This is a genomic window from Psychromonas sp. B3M02 (assembly GCF_003318165.1).
Classification (GTDB): domain Bacteria; phylum Pseudomonadota; class Gammaproteobacteria; order Enterobacterales; family Psychromonadaceae; genus Psychromonas.
Map to the genome: position 1 here is coordinate 33,448 of NZ_QOCB01000034.1, position 12,904 is coordinate 46,351.

Genomic DNA, 12,904 nt, shown 5'->3' on the forward strand with positions numbered 1-12,904 from the left:
TAAAGCAATCATTAAACTAACTATTTAAACAATCGCTTAACTTAAAGTGCAGTTGCTAAAATTTGACGCGAACGTGCTAAATCTATTGTTCCATTTTCACCAAGCTTAGTCATACCATGTGCTTCTAAACTTACCATTGCTGTATCAATATCTGCTTGAGTTAAGTCGATTTCACTTAACGATACTGGTGTTTTCATCGCTGAGAAAAAGACTTTCGTTTGCTCGATAGCGGCGTCGATACGAGCATCATCTGAACCTTCAGTGATGTTCCAAATACGCTCAGCGTATTGTAATAATTTTACTTTTTTCTCTTCACGGCAGACTTGCATGATAGCAGGTAAAACAATAGTCAAACTACGACCATGATCAACACCAAAATTACCCGTAAGTTCATGACCAATCATGTGTGTTGCCCAATCTTGAGGAACACCAACACCGATTAAACCACTTAATGCTTGAGTCGCAGCCCACATTACGTTGGTACGCGCTTCCATATCTTGTAAATCATCAATCAGTTTTGGCCCTTCTTCAACTAATGTTAATAGAATGCCTTCTGCAAATCGATCTTGTATTTTTGCATTAACTGGGTACGTTAAGTATTGCTCCATTACATGAACAAAGGCATCAACAACACCATTAGATGTTTGGCGTTCAGACAAGCTTAACGTGGTTTGTGGGTCAAGTACTGCAAACTGAGGACGTACAAGCGGATTACCAAATGCTAATTTTTCTTTACCACGAGTAACCACAGCACCTGCATTTGTTTCTGACCCCGTCGCTGGTAGGGTTAAAATACAACCTAATGGTAATGCAGTTTTAATCTCGCCTTGTTTAGCAAGAATATCCCAGGGCTCTTCACCTTCGAAGTTGACAGCCGCTGCAATAAATTTAGTCCCATCCACAACAGATCCACCACCAACAGCCAATAAGTAATCAAACCCTTCAGCACGAATGCGTTCAACAGCTTTCATTAATGTGTCATATTGTGGATTTGGTTCAATGCCTGAAAACTCGTCCCAATTATGCTCAGCCAGTGCCGCAACGACTTGATCATAAACACCATTGCCCTTAATAGAGCCACCACCGTAAGTCACTAATATTTTTTTATCTTTAGGAATACTATTAGTGATCGCGGTAATTTGACCTTGGCCGAAATGAATTTCTGTGGTGTTTTTGTAACTGAAATTGTTCATTGAAGACTCCTAGAGAACAGCTTATTTAAGCTGTTTTAATAAAATATGATCTGATGAGAATAGATTATTAGTTAACTATTTTAAAAAGTGATGATCGAATATGAATCAGTCTAAGATAGCGATCAACACATCAATAAAATAAATTGCGCACAATCTAATTGGCCGTTATTATATGCCTCATAAAAGCAATAACGCAAGTATATTGTGCGCAATATAATTATTTAAAGGATTGAATATGGCTAGCAACACACTAAAACAAGATACTAATATGGCATCCGATACATCAGATCTCGTGATCGAAAAACAAGTTTGTTTCTCTCTTTATAGTGCGGCAAATGCAATCATCAGAGCGTATCGCCCAATGCTCAATGCATTAGATTTAACTTACCCTCAGTATCTGGTTATGATAGTGCTGTGGAGCCATGATGGTATTAACGTAAAGTCGTTAGGTACTAAATTACATTTAGACTCAGGTACGCTAACTCCGTTGTTAAAAAGACTTGAAAACAAGCAACTACTTGTCCGACGACGTGGATTAGAAGATGAGCGAGTTCGAGAAATATTTTTAACAGCACAAGGTGCTCAATTAAAATCCCTAGCAGAAGCGGTGCCCAATGAGATGTTATGTAAATCTAAGCTACCCATTGAAGAACTATTAAGTTTAAAAGAAAGCTGCGACAAAATGTGTGATAACTTGCAAGAGTAGTCCTCGAAATAAGGCATATAAATATGATTAAACTACACCATCTGAATAAATCTCGATCAAAACGTATTATTTGGTTACTTGAAGAACTTGGCGTGAATTATAGTATTATTGAATACCAAAGAGATAATCAAACCTTCCTAGCGCCTCCAGAGTTAAAAGCCATTCATCCATTAGGGAAATCACCGGTGATTGAAGATGATGGTTTAATCATTGCAGAATCAGGTGCTATTACAGAATACCTGATTAATAAATATTCGAACGGCCAACTGGCTCCAGAAAAATCAACAACAGACGAAATTGAATATAGCCAATGGATTCACTTTGCCGAAAGCTCAGCCATTTTACCTTTATTATTAAAAATGTTTGTGAACAAGGATGGCTGTGACACTAACTTTTTAGCAGATTATGCAGATACAGAAACCTTCAAAGTGATCAGCTACTTTAATGATTCACTAGCTGACAAACGCTATTTAGTTGCTGATAAATTAACAGGAGCAGACATTATGATGTCGTTCATTGTTGAACTGGTCGCGAATAGCGGTCAACTAGCTAATTTTCCGCATATATCAGCTTATGCTAAACAACTTGCCACTCACCCAGCCTTCCAAAGAGCAGAAAATATCGAGTTAGGTAACTAATTATTGCAATGATGAGTATATAAAATGAAAGATGCTAAGTAGATGACACTACTTTGCGTCTTTTTCCACATGCAATTTGCTAAAGCCGCCTATCGTTTTGCCATCCCCCTGCTTAATGCAATTGGTATTAATCTTAAACTCACTTAGAGTTTAATCGAACAATTCAATACAGAGCTATCTATTCAACATAGTGCACTTAAATATATTTCTATAATTTATCAAATAAAAAGCAATCAATTAACAACTCAGTTGTCATAAAAGCACCATACACTATTAATTTTTAAAATAGGGATAGTTTTATGAAAGGTTCTATATCACGCCGCGACTTTCTGATCTTGACGGCGAGAGGTGCTGGTGCAGCAGTTGTTTCTTATGGTTTGATGGGTTGTGCTAGCGAAGAAGATGAAAGTGAAGTGAGCGTTGCTAATGTTAGTTTCAATCATGGAATAGCCAGTGGTGACCCCTTGGCTAATTCAGTCATTTTATGGACACGCATTACACCCGATATTGAAGCAGAATTGACTGTTTCATGGGAAGTATCAAAAGATCAAACCTTTACAACATTAATCAGCACAGGCAACAGCACCACCAATGCAGCAAAAGATTATACGATGAAAATAGATGTGATCGGCCTAGAAGCAGACACCACCTATTATTATCGTTTTATTAGTCATGGTGTAACATCGACCATAGGCACCACTAAAACGATCAGTGATGGTTCCCCTGATTCTGTAAAATTAGCTGTAATGTCTTGCGCAAATTACCCTGCAGGCTTTTTTAATGTGTATAACTTAGCAGCCCAGCAAGAATCGTTAGATGCCGTATTACACTTAGGTGATTACATTTATGAATATGCGCGAGATGAATATGCAAGTGAAAACGCAGAAGCACTCGACCGTGAAGTATTACCTGCAACAGAGTTATTTAGCTTAAGTGATTATCGGACTCGATACGCCCAATATCACAGTGATCCTGATTTACAATTACTACATAGTAAAGTGCCTTTTATTACTGTCTGGGATGACCATGAAGTTGCTGATGATACTTGGCGAGACGGCGCAGGTAATCATAATGATGGAGAAGGTAGTTTCGAAGAGCGAAAACTCGCCGCCCTACAAGCTTATTTTGAATGGTTACCGATTCGCCCATGGAGTGAAGGTAATAATGAAGAAATTTACCGCCACTTTGCTTTTGGTGATCTCATCGATCTTTACATGTTAGACACACGTGTATTAGCACGTGACCAACAATTAGATTATGCAGATTACTATGATGGTAGCCTGTTTTTTGATGAAGAAACATTTAATCAAGATTTATATGAAACAGAACGCACCATGCTAGGTGCAGAGCAATTACAGTGGCTTGAAGATAGCGTAATAACCAATACAGGCCGTTGGCAGTTATTGGGACAACAAGTCTTAATGGGTGAGATGAAATTACCAGGTGCGATAGCATTAAATGCAATGAGCACCAGTGATTACGAAGAGTTAGGTGGATTAGCATTACTAGCCGCCCGAATCGAAGCTAGCGACCCTACCTTAACAACAGCAGAACAAACTTATTACGCAGAGAATGCAGATAAGTTAACAACCGAGGTATTGAGCCAACTATCTTTCCCAACACTTCCCTACAACCTGGATGCATGGGATGGGTACGCTACCGAGCGCGATAAAGTATTAGACATCTTTAATAATAATGACAAAAACTTAGTTGTGGTTGCAGGTGATACCCATAACGCTTGGGCGAATAACTTATCTAATACAGAGGACGCAATTGTGGGTGTTGAATTTGCAGCACCATCGATTTCCTCGCCAGGGCTTGAATATTACTTAGGCATTAGTAATACCGTTGTTGAGGCAACTGAAGCCGGCTTTATTTCGTTAGTCGAGGGTTTACAGTATGTTAATGTTAAAGACCGTGGCTTCTTAACACTGACTTTTACACCAGAAAAAGTAGAAAGTGAATGGCACTTTGTTGATACGATTTTATCTGATCAATACCAAAAATTAACAGAGCGCTCTACAATAGCAAGCAGCTTAGCAGATGATGCTGGATTGATTTTAACAACTGAATAAGGTGAATATCAAAATGCTTCGTTAATAAATAACGAGGCATTTTAAATAAATTTTTTAAAAAGAAGTGCTCAACTCACCACGTAAATCAGTCGTTAATAACTCCTTCACTACTTTATGGCTCAGATCTTGGCTCAATAAATAGTGTAATTTAGCAATCACTGCTTCGGTTGTCATATCAATACCACCGATCACCCCTGCTTCACTTAACGCATGCCCTGTGGCATAACCATCCATATTCACACTGCCTTTTAAACACTGGCTACAGTTAACAATTAAAATGCCACGATCACTGGCTTCTTTTAATGTATTCAATAACTCAGGATCTTGCTGGGCATTACCCACACCATAAGTTAAAAGTACTAATGCCTGTAATGGGCTTTTTAATAAATTATCCAATACCTGCCAATCTAATCCAGGAAATAGATGCAGTATGGCTATCGACTGTTTTTCGATTTGGCCAATGGTGAGACGAGTATTAACTGTACGCTGCCTCTTTCCTGCGATATTTTTAATATCAATACCGGCTTCCAACAACACAGGGTAGTTTGGTGAAACAAAAGCACTAAAACCATCTGCATGTTGTTTAGTGGTTCTGTTACCTCGGAATAGTTGGTTATTAAAGAATAAACACACTTCATTAATCGGATGATGAGCCGCAATATATAAAGAGTTCAACAAGTTAGCACGCGCATCAGAACGAAGCTGGGAAAGCGGAATTTGAGATCCGGTAATAATGACCGGTTTACTTAAACTTTCAAAAATAAACGATAACGCCGACGCAGTATAAGACATGGTGTCTGTGCCATGCAATATAATGAAACCATCAAAGTCATGGTATCTTTGCTGAATGTCGTTGGCTAATATTTGCCATGCTTGTGGAGAGATATCAGCAGAGTCAATCAATGGCTCATATTCATGAATTTCAAAATCTGGCATATCTTCATGAAAAAACTCCGGCATATTTTTAATCGTTTCAGATAAATAACCTGCAACAGGAATATAGCCATTTTTCGAAGGTTTCATACCGATTGTGCCGCCAGTGTAAGCGATATAAATACGTTTTTTTTCAGCCATTATATTCTCAGTAAAATAATTAATAATAGGTTTTAAGGGGAATTGTTAGAATAATATTGCCCTATTCGCGTATAGTAACAAATCCATCGCTGTTGTATAAAAAATTAAATGGGATCATTTTACAATCAAAGAGTTCACTATGCGGATCCATGCAGTTCACACATTATATGATTATCGTTTAAGTCAAAGCACCCGTCCTTTCCTAGCGAGAGGAGGCAGTATTAACCGTTGTAAGCACTGTATGCTATTACCCTACCTGTGCTTATGTGAGATTAAACAAACCGTCAGTAGCCAAAGTGCATTTTTATTATTGATGTATGATGATGAAATTTTGAAACCCAGTAATACTGGTCGACTGATTGCCGATCTTATTGACGATACTTACGCTTATATTTGGTCTCGTACTAAGCCTCAAGCAGAGATGTTAAATCTATTAAGGGATACAAAGTGGATGCCGATTGTTGTTTTTCCTTCGGAGTATGCAGAGGTAAATCGACAGATAATCGAACAAGCAACACTTCCAGAGTTAATACAAAATAAACGTCCTCTATTTATCTTATTAGATGGAACGTGGGCACAAGCAAAAAAAATGTTTCGTAAAAGTCCTTATTTAAACAACTTTCCAGTGTTATCTTTTTCACCAGAAAAATTATCAGAATACCTTGTACGCAAAGCAACAAAAGACAACCAACTAGCCACTGCTGAAGTAGCGAGTTTAGTCTTAGCCAGCTTAAAAGAGTTTGAAAATGCTGAAATCATGCACCTTCTGTTTAATACCTTTAAAGAAAACTATTTACTCGGCAAAGGTCGACATCCTTTACCTGAAAATAGTCAGCAGGCGCTATTGTCTTTAGCCTTAAATAAATTAACATAGAAACCAGTTTATTTAGCTAGTTCAAACACTTAGCTTTGGTACTGTATTGGTTAAGTATGGCTAAGCTTAATCTGTTTTATTTCTTCATTCACTTTATCTTTGAAAGGACAATATGCATTACTTACACGAATTTTTAATGTTAACGCTCATTCATTTTCTCGCCGTCATCAGCCCTGGACCTGATTTCGCCATTGTACTTAGGCAAAGCATTAGCTTTGGACGAAAGACCGCGATTATTACCAGTTTAGGAATAGGTGCAGGTATTGCAATTCATGTTATATATACTGTATTGGGTATAGGTTTATTGATCTCACAATCCTCTTATTTAATGCTATCGGCAAAAGTCCTAGGGGCTGCCTATCTGACCTACTTAGGTATTAACTTACTGAGTAGTAAAGCCACCACAAACCAAGCGAATCCGCTCGACACAAACAGTAATAAAAAAGATCAACAGAAAGCATTTAGCATTGGTTTCATGACCAATGTCTTTAACCCTAAAGCCACCTTATTTTTTCTAGCGATCTTCACTACCATCGTCAGTCCAAACACCCCCATCGCAATCCAATCAATTTATGGTATATGGATTGTGCTAACAACAGCCGCGTGGTTTAGCCTCGTCTCTTTTTTATTCTCCAAAGAGAGCGTCCGCCAACGTTTTGTAAAACAAGGCTATTGGTTTGAACGTGTCATGGGAGGAATACTATTAATCTTTGCAGGGGAACTCTTCTTCAGCTTAATATAAGAAATAATTCAAGTTGTGCAGTAAGGAGATCATAAACAAGCACCTTGCTGCACAATTATTTAAACAATCCCCCTAAGGAACAGGCTGGCCTTTAGAGGCCACTAAGATGCGATACCACTGCTCGGTATTCATTTTTAATGATAAAGCGCCAACGGTTTCTTTCACCCTTTCTATTTGACCAGTCCCCAGTAAAGCAACTGCTTTTGAAGGATGCTTTAATACCCAAGCAAAAATAACTTGAGTCATTGAAATCGCGCCAATTTCTTCAGCTATTTGCTCCAAACAAGCACGTAGGCGCGCATTTTGTAAATCTGAATGCTGGAAAATATTACCACCAGCTAGACATGACCATGCCATCGGACGAATACGGTATTGCTGTAATTGATCCAGTACGCCATCTTCAAGTGCAGATAGATTGATAGGATTAATTTCTACTTGATTAGTAATCAAAGGTTGGTTCAAACGTGATTGTAATAAATCAAATTGTGAAGGTGTAAAATTAGACACTCCAAAATGAGCCACTTTTCCAGATTTTTTTAATTCAGAAAATGCCTCTTCAACTTGGTCAGCATCCATCAAATAATCAGGTCGATGTACTAGTAATGCGTCAAGTTGTTCAACCCCTAAACGCTTTAATGAATTCTCAGCTGAGCGAATAATGGCCGACTTGCTACTATCGTAATGGGAAACTCGCTTTTCATTTATAGATGCTTCGATACCATTAATGCCAAATTTAGACACAATTTGAATCTGCTCTTTTACTTGTGGATCGAGCGCTAACGCCTCCCCAAATAACACCTCACTATCACCATAAATAGCCGCATTATCAACAGTTGTGATACCTAGTTCAATATGTTGTTTTAAGAAGGTTAAGCGTTGCTGAGCAGACATATTCCAGCTCCCTAAACGCCAGTAACCTTGTACTAATTTAGAAAAAGCGGGTCCCTGTGGCGCCATAATGACCTTTTCAACTTGCTCTAACATATTACTTCCTCAAATTATTTACTCTAATAACAATAAGTAGGCACTGATACCTCCCACTTTCAAAGGTCCTTCCATATCTTCGTTTATTTTTCTAAAGACACTAACCTATTGTACCCATGGCAAACTCCACAAATAACCACTAATGGGTATTAATGTGCGTTTAATATCAAATTTATAATAATAATATCTATGTGTTAGATCCATTAAATAAGTGATCTAAATTTTGTGTAGGAAAAATAGCTTAATTCAAGGCGTAATGTAAACCTCTCGATAATTAACTTCGTTAATAGTCTGGCGAAGAATTAACTAAAAAATGTTAATGCTTGAATAGTTGTTCTATTGGCAAAAATGACAACGAAGCAGTCAGTTCTTTTAACAAGTAAAATAGATCAGTTACTTAGTGTGATTGGTATTATTCAAAAAACAGTTACTAACCTAGATAGTCACTCTATAAGTGATTCACTTTTATAAGGATCACCCATAAAAAAACTGCTTACCTGTTTGCACAAGTAAGCAGTTTTATTGTTTATTAAATAGTTAGTATTTATTTTGTTTAGAACAAAAAGAACACTTTATTTAATAAAAACTAAATTAGAATGTTACAGCCATACCAGCAGCGTAACCTAATTCAGAATCATCAGTATCGTCACCACCAAGCTCAGCGTATACAGTTACATTACTGTTGAATGCGTATGCAGCATTTACGAAGTAGTTGTTAACTTTATCATCAGCGCCATCTTGGTCGAAGATTGAGTAACCACCAGAGTAAGTTACTTTATCAACAGTGTATGCAGCTGCAACACCAAATGAAGTATTATCTTCATCAGAAGAGTAACCATCTGCACTACCTACAGCAGCCTCTAAAGCTAGGTTATCAATAGTGTAACGTGCTTCTAAGATAACAGTAGTTGATGATTGATCAGCAACGTCTGTTTTACCTAAATAAGCAGTTAAATCAAGTGCGTCAAGACGTACACCTAATTTAGCATCGATAGACTCTACGTTATCAGAAGGAGAATCTGTGTTTAATAGGTAAGATAGACCAAAGTAGTAGTTACCTTTATCTAAAGAGTATTTTAGAACTTGACGACCGTCGTAGTAACCACCAGCGTATGAGTTTGCAATACCGAATGCGTAATCATTACCGATGCCGATGTCATCAGAAATCATGTATTGTTGACCAACAGTTAACGTACCCCATTGAGCAGAGCTTAAACCTACAAAAGCTTCATCTAAGTTAACTTCTGGAGTAGTAGTAACATCGCCATCAACTTCATCAATATCTTCATCTTCACCAGTTACAGAAATTTTACCAACTGCACTTAGATCTTCAGTTAATGCGTAACCAGCTTGAATACCAAAATCAGCATCGTCTAGGTTGATCATCTTAGGATCGTCGTCGCCAGTGCCCTTTGCAGCTTGTACTTCGATATCACCGAAAACATCTAATGTTACGCCATCAGCTTCATAAACTGTTGCGCTGTGTGCTGCTGTTGCTGCGAATAGAGAAGTCAGCATTGTTGCTAAAATTGTTTTTTTCATTTTCCATCACCTTGTGGCTATTAATTTTAATTGAGTCCTTTAGATACTTAAGTCATGTAATGTTAACAACGCATTACAACTCTTTAAGCGCAAAATAAAATTACCACACAATTCTCAAGGCTGAAATAGCAAACACACTTATATGACGAGACGTCACAAATTATTTGACAAAAAAGAATCTTAATGTGACATACATCTCATTATTTAATCAAAGCAAAATGCTAAATAAGTGTTAAATCCATCATTTTTCCATTTTTTCACAAAAAACATGATGAAATATTGAACTTTTTTGTATCAGCAATAACCATAAAAAAATAACAGTAAATAACATCTCTCTTTTGAATTAAAGATCAAGATCACATTCTTATTCGTTTCCTTCATTCATAACAAAATACAAAATAGACCAAGATATAATTGACAACTTCCGAAGCAAAGTAAAAACAAGCTGGATAAAGCGGAGCCATAAAGCAAATGCGACTAATTCGCTTAGCGTCTAAGTTCAAAACCTATTTCGTAATTTACGGTCAGTATGGCTAGAAAACTAAAATATATAGCCAAAACTAATAATACGTTTGGCTAGTAATACCAGTTGTATTAAATAAGTGATCTACATTTTGCTCAGGAAAAATCGCTTGGTTCAAAACGTAATTTAAACCTCTCGACAATTAACTAAAAAATGTTAATTCTTAAATAGCTTTTCTATTTGCGAAAATTACAACGAGGGAGTCAGTTATTTTAACAAGTAAAATAGATCAGTTACTTAATGTGATTGGTATAGTAGACGACTTTCTTTTTAAGCCATCTAAAAAGCAAGGGCACATTAGTATAGCTTGATTATTAAGGGATAGATAAAGGTAGGACCTCATCCCACCTCTATTTTACAAGACATATATCAAGCAATTAAAAACCGTAACGTACACCTAAAGCAACATCGACACCAAATGTAAAGTCGTTGTTATCATTATGTCTATCTTTAAATGCCAGGTCAGGAGCAACTTGTCCATAAACGTCCCAGCTTTTTGCAAAAGGGATTGAAGCACCTAACGGCACACGGACAGCATAGGAATTATCGTGGTCATGATCATCCCAATTAATAGCCCCACCAACACCTACATACCAATTAATAGGAATATCAGAGTTGAAAGCGCCTTGCTTAAAAAGGTAATCAGCTGATACTCCATCGTTACCTATAAAGGCATTAATTTTATTATTGAATTGAGCGGTAACACCAAAACCTTGGTCAAAAGCCACACCCGCTTTAATACTTGATGCCGATGAGTTTGTTTGTGGAGCGGCTAATACAGACGCAGATAAAGTCGCTAATAACAGGGAACCCGCTAACGTTTTAGTTGTTTTACTCATTTTTTACCTTAATTTTTATTGTATCGATTAATTAGACATTAATTTTTTACAAAACAGCGTTGCTAATTAATGGAAAGTAAAGATGCAAATTATTAAGACTTAACGTTTAAATTAATAAAGCATCTACTCAGGTTGGTTATGACCCTCTTTAGCAAAAAGAGTTCATTGAAGGACGAGGCGAGATTACAACATTAAGCATTAGTGATAATGTATGAACTCAATCATCCTGAGACAGAGTCGTCTCCGCTCACTCTACTTTATTAACATTTACAAACAGCGGTTTCGGTTTATCGGCGAGCCACTTTCTCTATTTTAAACTTACCGTTTCGGACTGCAGAGAGGACACAGAGCTCAGTTCGCTTATATAACTATGCTACTGAATAAATCACTCCATCCCCCCATACCAGCTAATCCAAACATCCTATTTAGTTTTACTAAAACTATTTCATGGCTTCAAAAAACTCAACTGTGAAGATGTAGTAACCACATTGAGTGATGCACTACTAGCTACTTCCGAGTCTAGAAATGCAATATAACTAATTAATACATTTAATTGTTTATTATGCATTGCATGTAACTATCAGATAATATTTACAACATAAAAATAATTAATTGAGAAAATCTATGGCAGAAATTATCAGTGCAGAAGAAACATTTGAAAGATATCCAATAATTCAACGTAAACCTTATGCAGATTATTTAACAACTTTTTTAACTCCTAAAGGGCCTGAAGGCTACGTACTTAATCTAAATTCGGAGTGGGGAGCAGGTAAAACTACCTTTTTAAAATGTTGGTACAATCAATTAAAACATAATCATCCTGTCATTTATTTTGACGCTTGGAAGTCTGATTTTAGCCATGACCCAATGACTGCTCTCATCGATTGCTTTCATTCTCAACTTGCTAACCCTATATCTGACAACAATGCACTAATTAGAAATTTCTTTGAAAAAGGAACTCATTTTGTAAAGAAATCTATCCCCTCATTAGCAATTGGGTATCTAAAACATAAGACAGGTATCCCTGACGATGAATCTCTAATTGAAGATATCTCTTCAACTTTTGGCATAAATATAGCTGAGAAAGAATGTGGAGATGCACTTAAAGAAGTATTAAAAACAGTTTTAGAACAACGTCAAAAAATGAATGGTATTAAAGATTTCAAAATTGCCTTAGAAGCTATAGCAGAAGCCTTTATTGACGTCAGCAAATCCGGTGATCATCCCAAAAAATACCCTGTTTATATTTTAATTGATGAACTAGACCGGTGTAGACCGAATTATTCAATAGAAGTAATAGAAAGCGTTAAACATTTTTTTAATACTAAAAACTTCGTATTTGTGATTGCAACAGATTCAGAGCAACTACAACATTCAATAAAGGCGGTTTATGGTAATGGATTTGATGCTAATCTTTATTTAAGTCGATTCTTTGACCTCTCTGTAACTTTACCTTCACCTGTATTGAAAGAGTATATACGAGTTAATTTATCTGAATTGGATTACCCCAACTTTCCAATTCAAGACAATATACTGAATCATGAATATGTTGTATCCCTAATTGAAATGGTTTTGATTTACCATGGAATATCATCTCTTAGAGAAGTAAAAAAAATACTTTTAGCTCTCGATTCATATAAAATTACTACAACTAAAAGAATGAGTATTTTAAGTCTATTAATCTTAATAATATTAAAGAAATTACATCCTGAGT

The 12,904-nt window shown here is 36.6% G+C and carries 11 protein-coding genes; 6 read left to right on the forward strand and 5 right to left on the reverse strand.

Going from position 1 to position 12,904, the window contains the following annotated elements:
- Nucleotides 1-41 precede the first annotated feature (41 nt).
- Entirely contained in the window at nucleotides 42-1,193 is a 1,152-nt protein-coding gene (locus DS885_RS05090) for an iron-containing alcohol dehydrogenase (protein WP_113818321.1), read from the reverse strand.
- 235 nt (nucleotides 1,194-1,428) lie between these two features.
- Here DS885_RS05090 and DS885_RS05095 point away from each other — a divergent pair, with 235 nt between their 5' ends.
- From DS885_RS05095 to DS885_RS05105, 3 genes are all read left to right on the forward strand, one after another.
- Nucleotides 1,429-1,899 (forward strand): MarR family winged helix-turn-helix transcriptional regulator, encoded by a 471-nt coding sequence (locus DS885_RS05095; RefSeq protein ID WP_113818322.1) that lies wholly within the window; start codon nucleotides 1,429-1,431, stop codon nucleotides 1,897-1,899.
- Nucleotides 1,900-1,922: 23 nt separating this feature from the next.
- Nucleotides 1,923-2,537 carry a glutathione S-transferase family protein gene (locus tag DS885_RS05100; protein ID WP_113818323.1) on the forward strand — a complete coding sequence of 205 codons (615 nt, stop codon included), beginning with the start codon at nucleotides 1,923-1,925 and terminating at the stop codon, nucleotides 2,535-2,537.
- A 299-nt stretch (nucleotides 2,538-2,836) separates the two neighbouring features.
- Nucleotides 2,837-4,612, forward strand: a complete 1,776-nt coding sequence (locus DS885_RS05105) for an alkaline phosphatase D family protein (protein ID WP_113818324.1) — start codon at nucleotides 2,837-2,839, stop codon at nucleotides 4,610-4,612.
- Nucleotides 4,613-4,666: 54 nt separating this feature from the next.
- Here DS885_RS05105 and ansA read toward each other — a convergent pair whose 3' ends face one another.
- On the reverse strand, nucleotides 4,667-5,686 hold the full coding sequence (gene ansA / locus DS885_RS05110; protein ID WP_113818325.1) for an asparaginase: 1,020 nt from the start codon (nucleotides 5,684-5,686) through the stop codon (nucleotides 4,667-4,669).
- A 139-nt stretch (nucleotides 5,687-5,825) separates the two neighbouring features.
- Here ansA and DS885_RS05115 point away from each other — a divergent pair, with 139 nt between their 5' ends.
- Both DS885_RS05115 and DS885_RS05120 read left to right on the forward strand, forming a co-directional pair.
- Entirely contained in the window at nucleotides 5,826-6,560 is a 735-nt protein-coding gene (locus DS885_RS05115; RefSeq protein ID WP_113818326.1) for a tRNA-uridine aminocarboxypropyltransferase, read from the forward strand.
- A gap of 112 nt (nucleotides 6,561-6,672) precedes the next feature.
- Nucleotides 6,673-7,302 (forward strand): LysE family translocator, encoded by a 630-nt coding sequence (locus DS885_RS05120; protein ID WP_113818327.1) that lies wholly within the window; start codon nucleotides 6,673-6,675, stop codon nucleotides 7,300-7,302.
- A 72-nt stretch (nucleotides 7,303-7,374) separates the two neighbouring features.
- Here the strand turns inward: DS885_RS05120 and DS885_RS05125 are convergent, their stop codons facing one another.
- From DS885_RS05125 to DS885_RS05135, 3 genes are all read right to left on the reverse strand, one after another.
- Nucleotides 7,375-8,286, reverse strand: a complete 912-nt coding sequence (locus tag DS885_RS05125; RefSeq protein ID WP_113818328.1) for an aldo/keto reductase — start codon at nucleotides 8,284-8,286, stop codon at nucleotides 7,375-7,377.
- Between the two features lie 591 nt (nucleotides 8,287-8,877).
- Nucleotides 8,878-9,828, reverse strand: a complete 951-nt coding sequence (locus DS885_RS05130; protein ID WP_113818329.1) for a porin — start codon at nucleotides 9,826-9,828, stop codon at nucleotides 8,878-8,880.
- Between the two features lie 900 nt (nucleotides 9,829-10,728).
- The gene (locus DS885_RS05135; protein WP_113818330.1) at nucleotides 10,729-11,190 is read right to left on the reverse strand and encodes an outer membrane beta-barrel protein; all 462 of its coding nucleotides are present in this window, start codon (nucleotides 11,188-11,190) and stop codon (nucleotides 10,729-10,731) included.
- Between the two features lie 624 nt (nucleotides 11,191-11,814).
- On the opposite strand from DS885_RS05135, the gene DS885_RS05140 reads away from it, so the two are divergent.
- The coding region (locus DS885_RS05140) for a KAP family P-loop NTPase fold protein (protein WP_113818331.1) at nucleotides 11,815-12,904 on the forward strand (1,090 nt) is incomplete at its 3' end.

What these genes read in the sequence shown, in the direction of transcription:
- DS885_RS05090 (WP_113818321.1), bottom strand. Translation starts at nt 1,193, where the DNA reads ATGAACAATTTCAGTTACAAAAACACCACAGAAATTCATTTCGGCCAA.
- DS885_RS05095 (WP_113818322.1), top strand. Translation starts at nt 1,429, where the DNA reads ATGGCTAGCAACACACTAAAACAAGATACTAATATGGCATCCGATACA.
- DS885_RS05100 (WP_113818323.1), top strand. Translation starts at nt 1,923, where the DNA reads ATGATTAAACTACACCATCTGAATAAATCTCGATCAAAACGTATTATT.
- DS885_RS05105 (WP_113818324.1), top strand. Translation starts at nt 2,837, where the DNA reads ATGAAAGGTTCTATATCACGCCGCGACTTTCTGATCTTGACGGCGAGA.
- ansA (WP_113818325.1), bottom strand. Translation starts at nt 5,686, where the DNA reads ATGGCTGAAAAAAAACGTATTTATATCGCTTACACTGGCGGCACAATC.
- DS885_RS05115 (WP_113818326.1), top strand. Translation starts at nt 5,826, where the DNA reads ATGCGGATCCATGCAGTTCACACATTATATGATTATCGTTTAAGTCAA.
- DS885_RS05120 (WP_113818327.1), top strand. Translation starts at nt 6,673, where the DNA reads ATGCATTACTTACACGAATTTTTAATGTTAACGCTCATTCATTTTCTC.
- DS885_RS05125 (WP_113818328.1), bottom strand. Translation starts at nt 8,286, where the DNA reads ATGTTAGAGCAAGTTGAAAAGGTCATTATGGCGCCACAGGGACCCGCT.
- DS885_RS05130 (WP_113818329.1), bottom strand. Translation starts at nt 9,828, where the DNA reads ATGAAAAAAACAATTTTAGCAACAATGCTGACTTCTCTATTCGCAGCA.
- DS885_RS05135 (WP_113818330.1), bottom strand. Translation starts at nt 11,190, where the DNA reads ATGAGTAAAACAACTAAAACGTTAGCGGGTTCCCTGTTATTAGCGACT.